16 protein-coding genes are annotated in these 15225 nt (G+C 73.8%); 10 read left to right on the top strand and 6 right to left on the bottom strand.

Translation table 11 applies throughout. From position 1 onward, the window contains the following. Positions 1 to 101 precede the first annotated feature (101 nt). The 3 genes from ACZ6IM_RS14145 to ACZ6IM_RS14135 all read left to right on the top strand — a co-directional run bounded on the left by ACZ6IM_RS14145 (position 102) and on the right by ACZ6IM_RS14135 (position 2124). Positions 102 to 482 (top strand): STAS domain-containing protein, encoded by a 381-nt coding sequence (locus ACZ6IM_RS14145; protein ID WP_052839301.1) that lies wholly within the window; start codon positions 102 to 104, stop codon positions 480 to 482. Positions 483 to 637: 155 nt separating this feature from the next. Continuing rightward, positions 638 to 1150: a calcium binding protein CalD gene (gene calD / locus ACZ6IM_RS14140; RefSeq protein WP_052839205.1), complete on the top strand. Its 513-nt coding sequence runs from the start codon at positions 638 to 640 to the stop codon at positions 1148 to 1150. A 497-nt stretch (positions 1151 to 1647) separates the two neighbouring features. Beyond that, positions 1648 to 2124: an ATP-binding protein gene (locus ACZ6IM_RS14135; RefSeq protein ID WP_052839206.1), complete on the top strand. Its 477-nt coding sequence runs from the start codon at positions 1648 to 1650 to the stop codon at positions 2122 to 2124. A gap of 292 nt (positions 2125 to 2416) precedes the next feature. Here ACZ6IM_RS14135 and ACZ6IM_RS14130 read toward each other — a convergent pair whose 3' ends face one another. Beyond that, positions 2417 to 3469 carry a GlxA family transcriptional regulator gene (locus ACZ6IM_RS14130; protein WP_052839207.1) on the bottom strand — a complete coding sequence of 351 codons (1053 nt, stop codon included), beginning with the start codon at positions 3467 to 3469 and terminating at the stop codon, positions 2417 to 2419. Positions 3470 to 3540: 71 nt separating this feature from the next. On the opposite strand from ACZ6IM_RS14130, the gene ACZ6IM_RS14125 reads away from it, so the two are divergent. After that, positions 3541 to 4875: an MFS transporter gene (locus tag ACZ6IM_RS14125; RefSeq protein WP_469556695.1), complete on the top strand. Its 1335-nt coding sequence runs from the start codon at positions 3541 to 3543 to the stop codon at positions 4873 to 4875. Between the two features lie 21 nt (positions 4876 to 4896). Next, positions 4897 to 5772, top strand: coding sequence for a hypothetical protein (locus tag ACZ6IM_RS14120; protein ID WP_052839209.1), 876 nt, complete (start codon positions 4897 to 4899; stop codon positions 5770 to 5772). Here ACZ6IM_RS14120 and ACZ6IM_RS14115 read toward each other — a convergent pair. After that, positions 5769 to 6974: a flavin-containing monooxygenase gene (locus tag ACZ6IM_RS14115; protein ID WP_052839210.1), complete on the bottom strand. Its 1206-nt coding sequence runs from the start codon at positions 6972 to 6974 to the stop codon at positions 5769 to 5771. The genes ACZ6IM_RS14120 and ACZ6IM_RS14115 overlap by 4 nt on opposite strands. Before the next feature lie 99 nt (positions 6975 to 7073). Between ACZ6IM_RS14115 and ACZ6IM_RS14110 the strand changes: the two genes are divergently transcribed. Beyond that, the gene (locus tag ACZ6IM_RS14110; RefSeq protein WP_469556692.1) at positions 7074 to 7691 is read left to right on the top strand and encodes a GNAT family N-acetyltransferase; all 618 of its coding nucleotides are present in this window, start codon (positions 7074 to 7076) and stop codon (positions 7689 to 7691) included. A 7-nt stretch (positions 7692 to 7698) separates the two neighbouring features. Here ACZ6IM_RS14110 and ACZ6IM_RS14105 read toward each other — a convergent pair whose 3' ends face one another. The 3 genes from ACZ6IM_RS14105 to ACZ6IM_RS14095 form a co-directional block, all read right to left on the bottom strand. Continuing rightward, complete coding sequence (locus tag ACZ6IM_RS14105; RefSeq protein WP_469556690.1) at positions 7699 to 8367, bottom strand: pyridoxine/pyridoxamine 5'-phosphate oxidase; 669 nt, start codon at positions 8365 to 8367, stop codon at positions 7699 to 7701. Positions 8368 to 8402: 35 nt separating this feature from the next. Continuing rightward, the gene (locus ACZ6IM_RS14100) at positions 8403 to 8828 is read right to left on the bottom strand and encodes a pyridoxamine 5'-phosphate oxidase family protein (RefSeq protein ID WP_052839212.1); all 426 of its coding nucleotides are present in this window, start codon (positions 8826 to 8828) and stop codon (positions 8403 to 8405) included. A gap of 347 nt (positions 8829 to 9175) precedes the next feature. Continuing rightward, positions 9176 to 9811 carry a TetR/AcrR family transcriptional regulator gene (locus tag ACZ6IM_RS14095; RefSeq protein ID WP_052839213.1) on the bottom strand — a complete coding sequence of 212 codons (636 nt, stop codon included), beginning with the start codon at positions 9809 to 9811 and terminating at the stop codon, positions 9176 to 9178. Between the two features lie 135 nt (positions 9812 to 9946). On the opposite strand from ACZ6IM_RS14095, the gene kbpA reads away from it, so the two are divergent. From kbpA to ACZ6IM_RS14075, 4 genes are all read left to right on the top strand, one after another. Beyond that, the gene (gene kbpA, locus ACZ6IM_RS14090) at positions 9947 to 10717 is read left to right on the top strand and encodes an AfsK-binding protein KbpA (protein ID WP_469556688.1); all 771 of its coding nucleotides are present in this window, start codon (positions 9947 to 9949) and stop codon (positions 10715 to 10717) included. Between the two features lie 218 nt (positions 10718 to 10935). Beyond that, positions 10936 to 13329 (top strand): protein serine/threonine kinase AfsK, encoded by a 2394-nt coding sequence (locus ACZ6IM_RS14085; RefSeq protein ID WP_052839215.1) that lies wholly within the window; start codon positions 10936 to 10938, stop codon positions 13327 to 13329. A 107-nt stretch (positions 13330 to 13436) separates the two neighbouring features. Then, complete coding sequence (locus ACZ6IM_RS14080; RefSeq protein ID WP_469556685.1) at positions 13437 to 13976, top strand: hypothetical protein; 540 nt, start codon at positions 13437 to 13439, stop codon at positions 13974 to 13976. Continuing rightward, positions 13973 to 14854: an aminoglycoside phosphotransferase family protein gene (locus ACZ6IM_RS14075; protein ID WP_469556683.1), complete on the top strand. Its 882-nt coding sequence runs from the start codon at positions 13973 to 13975 to the stop codon at positions 14852 to 14854. Before ACZ6IM_RS14080 ends, ACZ6IM_RS14075 begins: the two co-directional genes overlap by 4 nt. A gap of 70 nt (positions 14855 to 14924) precedes the next feature. On the opposite strand, the gene afsS is transcribed toward ACZ6IM_RS14075, so the two are convergent. After that, positions 14925 to 15116, bottom strand: a complete 192-nt coding sequence (gene afsS / locus ACZ6IM_RS14070; RefSeq protein WP_052839216.1) for a regulatory protein AfsS — start codon at positions 15114 to 15116, stop codon at positions 14925 to 14927. Positions 15117 to 15225: the final 109 nt, after the last annotated feature.

Below are 15225 nucleotides of genomic sequence, written 5' to 3'. Positions count from 1 at the left end.
TGCGGGAACGGCCGGTGGGCAGGCGCGCCGCCAGAAGCGTAAGCGCGGCTTCCGTTTCGGGAGTTTCCCGGAGTTTCCAGACGTTCCGACGGGTGAAGGGCATGGTGGTGACGTTCAACGTGACCGGCGGCGAGCGGGGCCAGTGGGCCGTGCTCCAGGTGTCGGGCGAACTGGACCTGGTGACGTCACCGGTGCTGCGGCAGCGCGTGCACGACGCGGTGGCCGAGGGGCGGCACAGCCTCGTCCTGGACCTCTCCGAGGTCCTGTTCTGCGATTCCAGCGGGGTCGGCGTCCTCATCGCGTCCCGGCGGCTCATCCGCTCCTGCCAGGGCAGGCTGCGCCTGATACTGCCCGCCCAGGGCGCCGTGGACGGCTCGCACGTCAACCGCGTCCTCGGCGCGCTGGGCGTGCGCCGGCTCTTCGACTGCCACCCCGACCTCGACTCGGCGACCGGGGACGAGCCGCGCCCCCTGTCCGCGTAGGCCGCGCGACGGCGGCGGCGACGGCGCCGGGGTGAGCCCCGGCGACGGCGCGGCGCGGCCCATCGCGGCAAGTCCCGTCCGCGGCGGCGTCCGGCGACGTACGCTCCCGGCGAGACGTACCCCCGAACACCGACGTGAGGCGGCCGGAGAGAGACATGGTCAACAGCGAGTACGAGCGCAGGATCGCCGCGCGGTTCACCACCTTCGACCAGGACGGCAACGGCCACATCGACCGTTCCGACTTCAGCGGGGCGGCCAAGGCCCTGCTCGCCGAGTTCGGCGTCGCCGCCCGCTCCGACAAGGGGCAGGCCCTGTACGGCGGTGCCGAGGCGCTCTGGCAGGGCCTGGCCGGCATCGCCGACCGGGACGGCGACCAGCGCATCACCCGCGAGGAGTTCGTCACCGGAGCGGTCAAGCGGCTGCGGGACAAGCCGGACCGCTTCGCCGAGATCGCCCGCCCCTTCCTGCACGCCGCACTGGACGTCGCCGACACCGACGGTGACGGAGCGGCCACCGTCGCGGACACCGCGCGGGCGCTGACCGCGTTCGGCGTGCCGGAGGACCTCGCCCGGCCGGCCGCCGCCGCGCTCGACACCGACGGCGACGGCAGGATCGGGGAGGCGGAGATCGTCCCGGCCTTCGCCCGCTACTTCACCGTGCCCGAGTAGCGCGCACGGAGCAGCCCGCCCCCCCCCGGGTGTCGCGGATCGTGGCGGAACGGCGTCACGGAGCGTTGATACCGGGGCGTGTCCGCCGAGTCGCCGGTTACGGCCCGGAGTCGGTGCCACACTCCGGTACCTTGTGGGAGATGCGAGTGGTCCCGAGCGCCGGCGGTGCCGGAGTTGCCCCTGTGGTGGCTCCGGAACCGGCGGTGTGCGCCTTGCCCCGCAGGGTGCGACGGCCGTCGGCAACCGCCTGTTCGACTCCACGGAACGTGCGTCGCACAGTATGCCGCACGCGTACTCCTTCGCGCTGGAATATGCCCGAAGCGCTTGTTGGCGTGACTGTACGTCAACCATGCTGTCCTGCGGGGGATTCACGTTCCGTGACCCCTGCCCCGGCCGTTGTTCTGGCCATGCTGGAAATGGCTACGATCGTGGCCCTCATGAGGCGCGAGCCTTTGTGTCCGCCGGTTCGGATGGTGTGAGCGGTGCAGGTGCTTCAAGTGCAGCTGGAGGTCCGTCCAGACCCCTCGGAAGTGGGGCGCGCCCGGCGTTGGGCGCGTTCACGGCTCGCGGGTTCGGGGATACGGGCCGATGAACCACTCGCCGAGACGCTGGTCCTGCTCGTCTCCGAGCTGGTCACCAACGCCGTGGTGCACACCGGGCGTTCGGCGGTGCTGCGGCTGGTGCTGCCGGGCGCGGTGACCGAGGAGACCGAGGAGGCCACCGTCCGCCTCGAAGTGGACGACGCCAGTGACCGGGCCCCCGTGCCCCGTTGTGCGGGCGGCGAGGCGACGGGCGGCCGGGGCCTCGCCCTCGTGGACGGCCTCGCCGACCGCTGGGGCTGGAGCCGGGAGGGCACCGGCAAGCGCATCTGGTGCGAACTGGACCGGTGCGCCGCGGGCGAGGAGAGTCCGCCCGCCTGCGGGAGCGGCGGCGGCACGGTGGCGTACGAGGGCTTCGCGTACGAAGTGGTGTAACGGCCGTGCGCCGGGGTGTGCTTCCGTGCGCGGCCCGGCGAAACGGAACGCAAGGGATGAAATCCCCCTCCCCGGTTGACGGATCGTGACCGTTTCCTCACGCTTGTAGGCAACGATTCGCCGCGAGGGGACGACGAGGGCTCGGTGACGGAGCCCTCGACGAGCGTGGGTCGTGTCGGCGGCGGTTCCCTCGGGGGCGACGGGAGCCGGGCGGGAGCGCCGGAGTCGGGTGGCGGCGCGCGGTGCCGTGCTCGGGGCGGACAACGCCGCGCCGCCGGCCGACGAGTCCCGCTCACTGTCCACAGGCTGTGGACAACTCCGTGCGGAACGTGCGCCGGTATGCGGTCGGCGTGACCCCGAGCGCCGCCTGCAGGTGCTGCCGCATCGACTGGGCGGTGCCGAATCCCGCGTCCTGGGCGATCTGGTCGACCGACAGCGCGGTGGACTCCAGCAGGTGCCGGGCCCGTTCGACGCGCTGCCGGGTGAGCCACTGGCCGGGACTGACGCCGACCTCCTCGCGGAACCGGCGGGTGAAGGTGCGTACCGACATCGACTCCTGGGCGGCCATGTCCCGCAGCTGGATCGGCTCGTGCAGGCGGCCCAGCGCCCAGGCGCGGGCCCCCGTCGTGGACGACTGCTGCGGATCGGGCACCGGCCGCTCGATGTACTGCGCCTGCCCGCCGTCCCGGTGCGGCGGTACGACGGTGCGGCGGGCCACCTCGTTGGCCACGGCGGTGCCGTGGTCCCGGCGCACGATGTGCACGCACAGGTCGATCCCGGCCGCGACCCCGGCCGAGGTGAGCACGTCCCCGTCGTCGACGAACAGCACGTCGGCGTCCACCCGCACCTTCGGGAACAGCCCCTGGAAGTGCTCGGCGGAGGCCCAGTGCGTGGTCGCCGGACGGCCGTCCAGATATCCGGCGGCGGCCAGTACGAACCCGCCGGTGCAGATCGCGACGAGCCGGGTGCCGGGCCGCACCAGGGCCAGCGCGGCGGCCAGTTCCCCGGTCAGCACGCCCTCCTCGTAGACGGGACCCAACTCGTAGGAGGCGGGGACCACGACCGTGTCGGCGGTGGCCAGGGCCTCGGGGCCGTTGCCGACCAGGATCTCGAAGTCGGCGTCCGTGGCAACCGGGCCCGGCGGGCGGACCGAGCAGGTGACGACCTCGTACAGCCGGCGCCGCTGCTCGTCGCGGGCGAGGCCGAAGATGCGCTGCGCGATGCCCAGCTCGAAGGGGAGCAGGCCGTCGAGGGCGAGGACGACGACGCGGTGCGGGCGGACGGGGGTACGGGGGTCGTCGGAGGCGGCGGGAGCGGCGGGGGCGTCGAGGGTGTCGGAGGCCATGGCCCGATCCTAGCGAACGCTGTCCTTCGGGCCACTGGATCGGACGCGGCCCCGCTCGGAGACTCTGTGACGTGACCCAGACAACCGACGCCGCCGCCTCCCCCGTGGACCAGCCGGCCCCCACCGACCGGCCGGAGCACGCCGGCCCCCGCCGCCGTCGGCGCGTGCACCGCGCCTGGTGGGTCGCCGCCGTCACCTTCGTGACGATCATCGGGGCCGCCGCCTTCCGCTCCCTGCCCGGCATCCTCATCGACCCGCTCCACCAGGAGTTCGGCTGGTCGCGCGGCACGATCGGCGCCGCCGTCTCCGTGAACCTCGCCCTCTACGGGCTCACCGCGCCCTTCGCCGCCGCGCTGATGGACCGCTTCGGCATCCGGCGGGTGGTCGCCGTCGCTCTGATGGTGATCGCGGTCGGCTCCGGCCTCACGGTGTGGATGAACTCCGCCTGGCAGCTCATCCTGTGCTGGGGGCTGCTGGTCGGCCTCGGCTCCGGATCGATGGCCCTGGCCTTCGCCGCCACCGTCACCAACCGCTGGTTCACCGAGCGGCGCGGCCTGGTCACCGGCGTCCTCACCGCCGCCTCCGCCTCCGGACAGCTGATCTTCCTGCCGCTGCTGTCCTGGATCGTCGAGACGTACGACTGGCGCCCGGCGGCCGTCACCGTCGCCCTCGCCGCCCTGGCCGTGGTCCCCTTCGTCTGGCTCCTGCTGCACGACCACCCGGCCGACGTCGGCCACAAGCCGTACGGCGCCGAGGAGTTCGTGCCCAAGCCCGCGCCCGTCCCCGGCGCCGCCCGCCGTGCCCTCGCGGTCCTGTTCTCCGCCGTCCGCACCGGCCCGTTCTGGCTGCTGGCGGGCAGCTTCGCGATCTGCGGCGCCTCCACCAACGGCCTGATCCAGACCCACTTCGTGCCCGCCGCCCACGACCACGGCATGCCGATCACCGCCGCCGCCTCGCTGCTCGCCGTCATCGGCGTCTTCGACGTGGCCGGCACGATCGCCTCCGGCTGGTTCACCGACCGTTTCGAACCGCGCCGCCTGCTCGCCGTCTACTACGCCCTGCGCGGCGTGTCCCTCCTCTTCCTCCCCATGCTGCTCGCGCCGAGCGTCCACCCGCCGATGCTCTTCTTCATCGTCTTCTACGGCCTCGACTGGGTCGCCACCGTCCCGCCCACCCTCGCCCTGTGCCGCGAGCACTACGGCGACGACAGCGCGATCGTCTTCGGCTGGGTCCTCGCCTCCCACCAGGTGGGCGCCGCCCTCGTCGCCTTCCTCGGCGGCGTGGCCCGCGACCACTTCGGCTCCTACGACGTGGTGTGGATCGCCTCCGGGGCGCTGTGCGCGGCGGCGGCCCTGATGGCACTGGTGATCCGGCGGCGTCCGGTGCCGGTGACCGCACTGTCATGAGCAGGTCGTAGGCTCCCGGGCATGGGGTGGGGAGCAGGGCCGGGGGCGGCCGGACGGCGGCGCCTGGCGTGGTCGAACGACGAGTGGAACCTGGCGGCGGCGCTGTGCGCGGCGCAACTGCCGCTGGTGTGGCTGGCGTGGTGGCTCCTCGTGGGGGCGGGGCAGGACGACTACGGGCGCGGCGGGGGAGCTTTCGGTGTCCTCTGCGTCCCGCTGATCCTGCCGCTCCTCGGAGTCCTGCACTCCAGTGCGCAGATCATGCCCGCCGCGACGCTGTCCCGTCTCTTCCCGCGCCGCCCGCGCGGGCCCGAGTGGGCCCGGCACGCGGTGGCTTCCGTGCTGGTCGGCGCGGGGTGGGCCGTGCTGGGGCACATGGTGTGGGACTGGTCGCTCAGCGACACGGTCCCTTGGTTCGCGGGTGCCGGAATCCTTCCCGTGCTGTTCCTCGCCCCACTGCGCCGGCGGGCGTGGGGCGGGTGGAGCGTCTGGCTCCGTTCGGCCGCCGCCTGCTTCGTCCTCTTCGTCGCCGGCGGGCTGGCCGTGGCGGCCCTCGCCGACGACTACGAACCCCCTCGGCTGTCCGCCGGGCAGCTCGCCGGGGACTACCGCGGAGACCACGGGGCCGTACTGCGGCTCGCCCCCGGCGGCCGGGCCGAGCTGACCCGGGTCCCGGCCCAGCCCGACTTCGAAGCGGACCAGGACTACACCAGGTGCGGCGGCACCGGCACCTGGACCCGCGACCGGTACGGCGACCGCGAGGCCGTCCTCGTGAGGCTCGACGGCGACTGCGGGGAGGCGACGCACTGGAGGATCGGCGGGAGCGAACAGGCGCCCGAGCTGTTCGCGCTGTTCGGCGACCCGGACGCCGGTGACCTGCTGATCCTCACCCGGAGCTAGCCCGGCAGCCGCGACACCCGCCCCGCCTCCCTCTTCGCGACCGCGCCGGCGATCCGCTCCGCGTCGATCGCCAGCTCGCGGAGCATGCCGCTGATCGGGTTGGTGAACCCGGTGAAGTACAGGCCCGGTGCCGCGGCCGGGGCGCGGCCCCCGTGGGCGAGGGGCCGGCCGGAGCCGTCGAGGACGCCGAGGTGCCCGACCAGCCCCTCCAGGCCCCGCCGGTACCCCGTGGCCGCGATCACCGCGTCCGGGGCGATGCGGGTGCCGTCGGCCAGCAGGACCTTGCCGTCCTCGAAGCCGTCCATCGCGGCGACGACCTCCACCCGGCCGGAGCGCACCGCGTCGATCAGGCCCACGTCCTGCACCGGGATGGCACCCTCGGCCACCCGGCTGTAGAGCCCGGTGCCGGGACGCGGCAGCCCCTGGTCCGACAGGTCGGGCACGCTGATCCGGGCCAGTGGCCGGGCCAGCCGGTCCACCAGCGCGACCGGCAGCCGCCGGCACAGGACACCGGTGTACTGGGCGGCCCATCCGGCGGTCGAGCGGCGGACGATGTGCGGCGCCGTGCGCACGGCGAGCCGGACCCGGGCGGCCCCGCCCTCCACCAGGTCCACGGCGATCTCCGCGCCCGTGTTGCCCACCCCGACCACCAGGACGTCCCGGCCGGCGTACGGGGCCGGGGCGCGGTACTCGGCGGCGTGCCGGAACTCGCCGGTGTACGTGTCCCGGCCGGGCCAGTCCGGCACGCGCGGGGTGTGGTTGTAACCGGTGGCGACCACCACCGCGGCGCCGGCCAGCTCCCGGCCCCCGGCGGCGTGCAGCAGCCACCCGGCCCCGTCGGGCACCCGCTCGACGCGGAAGACCTCGACGCCGGTGACGATCTCCAGCTGGTGGTACTCGGCGTACTTCTCCAGGTACCGCACCACGTCGTCCCGGGCCACCCAGCGTCCGAACCGGCGCGGCATCGGAAGGCCGGGCAGCGAGGAGAGGCGGCGGGTGGTGTGCAGCCGCAGCCGGTCGTAGTGGCGCCGCCAGGAGGAACCGACGTGGTCGGCCCGTTCCAGGACGACGGCCCGCAGACCGCGGGCGCGCAGTGCGCGGGCGACCGCGAGACCGCCGGGACCGGCGCCTATGACGTACACGGGCCGGCCCGCGGCGTGGGCGGGCCGCTGCGGTTCAGCGGACGCGGTGGAGTCGGCCATGCGGCGAGCGTAATCGCGCCCTCGCTTGATGGGTCTCGGTCAAGACCGGAATCGGTTGCGGATCGGTCACGACCGGGACCGGTCGGCTTGAATGGCCGGATGGCCCACACACGCATGTACACCCTCGACCCCTCCCTCTCCCGCACCGAACCGCGCGGACACGGCCTGCGCCTGCGCGCCTGGGACGCCGCTTCGGACGACGACGCGCAGACGTGGCTGCGCGGCTGCCTCGACCCCGAGTTCCAGCGCTGGAACACACCGCTCAAGCTGTGGACCGATCTCGCCGGGGCCCGCGAGTCGCTCCGGGGGCGGGCGCGGGACGCGGCGGACGGCAGGTCGGCGTCGTTCCGGATCACCGACGACGAGAGCGGTACGACGCTCGGGCACATCGGCCTGAACGAGATCAGCCGGCAGATGAAGGTGGCCCGGATCGGCTACTGGGTGCTCCCCGAGGCCCGGGGCCGGGGCGTGGCCACCCGGGCCCTGCTGCTCGCCTCCCGCTGGTCCTACGCCGAACTCGGCCTCCACCGCCTGGAACTGGGCCACGCCGTCGGACACGAGGTCTCCTGCCGCGTCGCCGAGCGCAGCGGCTACCGCGCCGAGGGCACCCTGCGCGAGGCGATGTTCGAGGCCGGCCGGCACGACGCGTTCCGGGACGTGCACCTGCACGCACGCCTGGCGACGGACCAGGAGCCGACGCCGCCCGGCGCGCGGTGAGCGCACCTCACGGCCACAGCAGCCGCCGGTCCCAACCTCCCTTCTCCGCCCGGCGGTAGGACAGCCGTACGTGGCGCCGGCGGGCCTCGCCCTGGAAGAACTCCACCTCGTCGGGGCGGAGTCGGTACAGAGTCCAGGACGCCACCGGAGCGTCCGGTTCCCGCTCGGCCCGCTCCCAGGCCGCCTCAGAGGCGCGGGCCAGTTCGTCGGGCGAGTCCAGCTCCGCGCTCTGCCGGCCGGTGAGCGCGGCGGCCAGCGCGCCGGCCGACCGCGCGCGCAGGTCGGCCCGCGCCTCCTCGGCCGGGGCGACGGCGACCGGCCCGCGCAGCCGTACCTGGCGGCCCAGCACCGGCCAGTAGAAGGTGAGGGCGGCGTACGGGCGGGCGGCGAGGTGGCGCCCCTTGCGGCTGTCGGCGTGGGTGGCGAAGGCCCAGCCGTCCGCGTCCGCGCCGTGCAGCATCACGACGCGCGCGTCCGGCAGGCCCTCGGCGTCCGCCGTCGCCAGCGTCACCGTGTGCGGCTCGCGCTCGTCGGCCGCGACCGCCTCGGCGAACCACCTGGTGAACAGCTCCAGCGGGTCGCCGGGCGCGTCGGCCGGGTCGAGGGGCGGCAGTTCGGTGACGGCGGGGTCCCACACCCGCAGTGACCTCAGCAGCTCGTGGAGATCGGTTCCCATACCCCGATCGTCCTGCGGCCAGGGGTGCCCGGGGCTCACACGGAGCCGAGGTCGGAGGAGACCCAGCGTTCGGGGCGCATCCGGACGAGGACCTGCTCGCCGTGGTTGGCCGAGGCGAAGGCGACGTAGCCGTCGACCTTCTCGGCCGGGAGGTAGCGCGCGGAGATCTCCCGCAGGTGTTCCTCCGTCGCGGTGACGGTCTCGACGACCGGCCCCTCCACCGACACGTAGCGGATGGTGGGCTCCAGCCGGTCGACCATCAGCGAGAACCGGCCCGCCTCGCCGATCAGCTTGTTCTTGCGGCTGTCGAGGCCCGTCATGATCCACACCTCGCCGCCGGGCTCGTACTGGTACCAGATCGGCACGGTCAGCGGGGCGCGTCCCGCCCCCGCGTCGACCGCGAGCGCGGCGATGTGCGGCTCGGCCAGGAACGTCTCACGCTCTTCGCGGGTCAGGGCCATGGCGGTCTCCTCCAGCGGATGCGGATGCGATGCGGGTACGGATGCTGGGACAACGTCGGCCGGACGGGCGGCTGTTCCCCGTCCGGGGCCGTCACGGGGCTGAACTTCGAGGCGCTGGACGTCGTGCCGGTGCGGCCGGAGGGCCGGGGCACGGTCGCCGAGTTCGAGCGGGCGGCCGACGGGGCGGCAAAAGGCTGGAGGTGCGGAGTGCAGAGGTGCGGAGTGCAGAGGTGCGGAGTGCAGAGGTGCGGAGTGCAGAGGTGCAGAAGCGCGGGAGGTGCGGGAAGTACGACGGGCGGCGACGCGGCGGAGCGGAGATGACAGGCTGCCGCGTGGCGTACTGCCTGCTACTTGGCGGGCTTCTTTCCGGTGATGCCGAGATAGGTCAACAGAGCGAGATGCGGCTTGAGTTCAGCCTGTTTCACACCCCAGGAGGAAAAACCCTTCTGGTGCGAGGCGGCGGCCGCGAGCATGACGACCAGTGACCCGGCGATCGCCGCGGGGTTCACGTCCTTGTCGACCTTGCCCTTTGCCTGGAGTTCCGCGACGGAATCAGTGAGGGGGGAATTCACCGAGTTGAGGATCTTCATGCGGATTCTGGCGAACCGCTTGTCGCCCTCCGCCGCGCCGAGGTCGATCACGCGAAGAATCGCGTCGTTCTTCCGCCAGAACTCCAGGAATCCGTCGACGAGTTCCTGCGCCGTCTGCCAGCCGGCCTTGCCGACCCAGGAGCGGCCCGCCGTCAGTCCGGCCAGCGAGGAACTCTCGGCGGCCATGTGCTCGGCGATCTCCAGGACGGCGCCCTCGACGTCCGGGAAGTACTGGTAGAAGGTCGCGGGCGACGTGCCCGCCTTGCGGGCGACATCGATGACTTTGACATCGCGATAGGGGGAGGAGCTGAGCATTTCGCTGAGGCAGTCGAGCAGTTTCTGCCGGGTCGCCTGCCCACGCCGACCGGCCACGCGGCCGTCGACGGTACGCACTTGTCCTGTCATGCCGTCAGCTTACCGACGGGTGATCCGAGCGCGATTCGGCCGACTGCAAATGGGGTGCGGGGGTGGAGAGAGGCTGGTGTGCCTGGTCTGCGGGGTGCGGGCGGCGCGGTTACTTTTGACGGCATGGCCGAAAACGGGGCATTCGAGAAGAGGGCGTCGGACCGTCCGTCCGGCCGCCGGGAGGGCGTCCCCTGCTGGGTGGACGCACAGCTCTCCGACGTGGAGGCGGGCAGGCGCTTCTACGGCGAGCTGTTCGGCTGGACCTTCCAAAGCGCGGAGGAGACGGGGGAGGGGGCGGCGGGGGAGTCCGTACGGGCGTGCCTGGACGGGGAGCCGGTCGCCGCGCTGGTGCGCAAGACGGACGGCCGGATGCCCACCGTGTGGTCCGTGTACTTCCACACCCCGGACGCCGCCGCCCTGACCGCGCGGATCCGGGCGGCCGGCGGTCAGGTCGTCACCCCGCCCCACCCGGTCGGCGACCTGGGCACCGCCGCCCTCGCCGCCGACCCCGACGGTGCGGTCTTCGGGCTCTGGCAGCCGGGCCGCCACCCGGGCTTCGGGCGCCGGCACGAACCGGGCACCTTCGCCTGGGCCGAGCTGTACACCCGGGACACGCAGGCCGCCAACGCCTTCTACGGCGACCTGTTCCACGAGGCGCTCTTCGGCCCGGACGCGTCCCCCGACTTCGGCCGCGCCCGGGTCTCGGACGTCTTCGCCGCGCAGATGCCGCCGCACTTCCTCGTCCACTTCCTGACCGAGGACGTGGAGGCCGGTCTCGCCGCGGTGACCCGGCTCGGCGGCCGGGTCCGGGTGCCGCCCTTCGGGACGTCGTACGGGCGGGTGGCGGTGGTCTCGGACGGCCAGGGGGCGTCGTTCGCGCTGCTGCAGCGCTGAACGGCGGCCACGGCGCCGAGGGGGGCCGGGAACGGTCGCGTGCAGGGTTCTTTGCCCGGAATCAGGCAAGACACCCCGATTGTCGCCAGGTTCGCCACCAGCGCCTCGGACAGGAAGAATCGGGGTGCGTGGCGCCACGGAGGTGCGGTGGTGAGACGCTGCACTTCGGTCGCGTACATATGTGGGTGGCGCGGCCCGTACGGGGAGGTGGCAGGCAAGTGGTGGATCAGCTGACGCAGCACGATCCGCGGCGGATCGGGCCGTTCGAGGTGCTGGGGCGGCTCGGCGCCGGCGGCATGGGGCTGGTCTATCTCGCGCGCTCGGCGTCCGGGCGGCGCGTGGCGATCAAGACGGTGCGCACGGAACTGGCGGAGGACCAGCTGTTCCGCGTCCGCTTCACCCGCGAGGTGGAGGCGGCCCGCGCGGTCTCGGGCTTCTACACGGCGGCCGTGGTCGACGCCGACCCGCGCGCCGCGGTGCCGTGGCTGGCCACGGCCTACGTACCCGCACCCTCCCTCGAGGAGATAGTGAACGAGTGCGGGCCGCTGCCGGCCCAGGCGGTGCGCTGGCTGGCCGCGGGCGTCGCGGAGGCGCTCCAGTCGATCCACGGCGCGGGCCTGGTCCACCGCGACCTGAAGCCCTCCAACGTCCTCGTCGTCGAGGACGGCCCCCGCGTGATCGACTTCGGCATCGCGTCCGGCGTCTCGAACACCCGTCTGACCATGACGAACGTCGCCGTCGGCACCCCCGCCTACATGTCCCCGGAGCAGGCGAAGGACTCCCGCAGCGTCACCGGGGCCAGCGACGTGTTCTCGCTCGGCTCGATGCTGGTCTTCGCCGCGACCGGACACCCGCCCTTCCACGGCGCCAACCCGGTCGAGACGGTCTTCATGCTGCTGCGCGAGGGCCCCGACCTGGAGGGCCTGCCCGACGAGCTGCGCCCGCTCATCGAGTCCTGCATGCAGATGGAGGCCACCGGCCGTCCCAACCCCGCCGACCTCCAGGCCCAGCTCGCCCCGCACCTCTTCGGCTCCGGCTCCGACGACAGCGGTACGGCGTCCGCGTGGCTGCCCGAGCGGGCCGTGGGCCTGATCGAGGGCCGCCGCAACGGCCGCCCCGCGGCCAAGCCCGCCACCACGGCCGGCGGCCGCGGCCCGGGCCCCTCCGGCGCCCGCGCCCCCGTCCACGCGCCCCCGCTGCCGCCCCCGCCCGCGCACGACCCCGTCGTACCGGGGCCGCCCGCGCACGGCCCGGCGGTGCCCGCTCCCGCCGGCGCCCCCGACGGCGGGCCGGTCCGGCTGCCCGGCGCCCCGGTGCCCATCGGCCCCGGCCCGCGCGTCGCCGACATGCGCGCCGCCGCCGTCGCCGCGCCCCCGCCGGAGTCCGCCCTCGCCGCGTCCTGGTCCCGCCCGCGCCCCGGTGTCAACGGCGCCGACCCAGCCGTACCGGTTCCGTCCCCGGCGCCCCCGGAGGCCTCGCCCGCCGGGTGGCGCCCCTGGCGGTTCCGGATGTCCAACGACGTCTGGGGCACGCCGCGGGTCGCCGAGGACCTGGTCTACGTCACCTCCTTCGAGGTGCACGCCCTGGACGTGGGCACCGGCCGCCGCCGCTTCAAGACCCGGGACGTCGCCTGGTCGATGGCGGTCGCGGACGGCCGTATCCACGCCTCCGACGGACCGACCCTCTTCGCCCTGGACGCCCGTGAGGGCGCCGACCTCTGGCGGGTCCAGACGGACGCCTGGGTGTACTCGCTCCAGGCCGACCGCGGCACCGTCCTCACGGCCACCCGCGGCGGCGGCGTCCAGGCCTGGGAGGCCTCGGCCGGCCAGAAGCTGTGGGAGGTCACCGGCGCCCAGACCGACTTCGAGTCCCCCGAGGCGGGCGCCGCGCTGCACGACGGCACGGCGTACGTCTGGCAGGACGCCCGGCTGCGCGCCCTGGACGCCCGTACCGGCGACGAGAGATGGTCGTACCCGATCGGCGACGCGGCCTCCTGCGGCGGCGTTCCGGTCCGCCTCGGACACGCCCCCGACGGCTACGTGTACGTCGCGGCCGGCACCCGGGTCCTCGCCCTGGAGGTCGCCTCCGGCCACGTCCGCTGGCACTTCGAGGCCCCGGCGGTCTTCCTCGCCCCGCCCACCTTCGTGCCGGGCCCGGCCGTGACCGGCGGCGGCGTCTACCTGGCCGACTACCTCGGCACCGTCTACGCCCTCGACGCCACCGACGGCCGCGACCGCTGGCGCATCGCGACCGAGGCCCGCTCCTCGACCGACCCGGTCCTGGTCGCCGCCGGGCACGTCCACGTGGGCAGCGGCAAGGGGCTCTACACGCTGGACGCGGTCACCGGCACCCCCAAGTGGCGCTTCCAGGCGGGCGGCGACATCGTGGGCGCGCCCGCGGTCGCCGAGGGCCGCATCCACTTCGGCTCGACCGACCACCTGCTCTACACGCTGAAGGCCGACGACGGCCGCCTGCGCTGGAAGCTCGCCACCGGCGGCGAGATCACCGGCTCCCCGGTCGTCCGCGACGGCATCGTGTACGCGTGCAGCAAGGACCGCTGCGTGTACGCCCTGGACGCGGAGAAGGGCACGGGGACGGCCCGGACGACGTGAGGGGCCGTACGGCGTGCGGAGCCGTACGACGTGATGCCCTGCACGGCGTGAGGGGCCGTGCCCGGTCGGTGACGTGTCCGTGACATCCGCGCACTAGCGTGATCATCATGACGACACGGGGGCGAGCACTCAGGTACACGGCGATCTCGGCATTGGTGGTCCTCAGCCTGACCGGCTTCTCGACCGGCCGCCACGGCCACGGTCACGGAGGCGACGGGGGCGGCGGCTGCAGCAGCTCCGGCCAGGACCACGACAGCTCGTCGTCCACCTCGGGCGGCGGCGCGTACAAGGACGACGACGACACGTACGGCACCGGCGGCAGCGGCCACCACGACTACGACGACGACACCTACGACGACACGGGCAGCGGCGGCACCGCCGGTGTCGAGGCCGCCACCCTGATGCTGGTCACCTGCGCCACGGAAACCCAGTCGTGGTCCACCGTCGAGGTCACCAACCCGAACCCGGCCGAGTACACGTTCCCCGTCACGGTCCTCTTCAAGGACGCGGACGGCACGACGCTCACCGAAGGCAGTGCGGAGGTCACCGTCCCGGCGGACGGCGTCACCGCGGTCCGGGTCCCCTTCGACGGCTCCGCCGCCCCGGACCACTGCGAACTGGATCACACCGTGACGGCACCGGTGTGACCTCGGTGGACACCGGACCGCGCATCGACGCGACGCTGGTCAGACGGCTGGTCGACGCGCGGTTCCCGCAGTGGTCGGCGCTCCCGCTGGAGCCGGTCGACCCGGCCGGTTCCGACCACGTGATCCACCGGCTCGGCGACGAGCTGTCCGTCCGGCTGCCCCGTCACGCGGGTGCCGTCGGGCAGGCCGCGAAGGAGTTCCGGTGGCTTCCCCGGCTCGCCCCGCACCTCCCCCTGGCCGTCCCGGAGCCCGTGGCGGTGGGCGAGCCCGGCTTCGGATATCCCTGGCCGTGGGCGGTCTCCCGCTGGCTGGAGGGTGAGGTGGCCACCGTGGCGGCGCTGGGCGACTCGGCCGGTGCCGCCGTGGAACTGGCCGGCTTCCTGACCGCCCTGCAGCGGTTCGAGGCTCCCGAAGACCGCGCCGGGGACGGTCTCACCGGCCGCCCGCTGTCCGAGCGGGACCGCGCGACGCGGGAGGCGATCGAGCGCACCGACGGCGTGTTCGACGCGGCGGCGCTCACGGACCTGTGGAACGAGGCGCTGGCCGCCCCCGGCTGGGACCGGCCCCCGGTCTGGTTCCACGGCGACTTCCACACCGGGAACCTCCTGACGGTCGACGGCCGCCTCAGCGCCGTCATCGACTTCGAAGGGCTCGGCCGGGGCGACCCGGCCCGTGACCTGATGATCGCCTTCACCCTGATGTCGCCCGCGAGCCGTGCCGTCTTCCGCGACGCGCTCGGCGTGGACGACGCTACGTGGACGCGGGGACGCGGCTGGGCCCTGGCCACGGGGCTGAACGCCCATGTCGCCCACGCCGCCGGCCATCCCCGGGTCGCCGCGCAGACCACCCGGCAGATCACCCAGGCCCTCCTCGGCTGACGCCGGACACACGTCGGCCGCGGCGGCTCCCCTCCGCGCCGCCGCGGCCGATCCCCGTGTGGAGGAAGGTCTACTTGCCGTCGCCGTCCCGGTCCAGGGCGGGCGGGGCCGGCATGTTGTTGTCCATCGTGGTGATGGTGTCCTTGGCCGGCGGGGCGGGCATGTTGTTGTCCATCGTGGTGATGGTCTCGTCCGTTGCCGGCGGGACGGGCATGTTGTTGTCCTGCGGGGTGGCGACCGGCTCCGTCTTCTTGTCGCTCATGCGCGTGCTCCTCTGCGATGGTGAACGAGTGTGGAACGTCCGTCCGGTGACTCCCCCGTGGCTCACCGGACGGACGTTCGGAGCCGCACACTAATCCGTCGGCTCGCTG

The organism is Streptomyces sp. NPDC042336 (assembly GCF_055581985.1).
The sequence above is the reverse complement of the archived record's forward strand: the minus strand, read 5'-3'. Positions and strand labels throughout refer to the sequence as shown.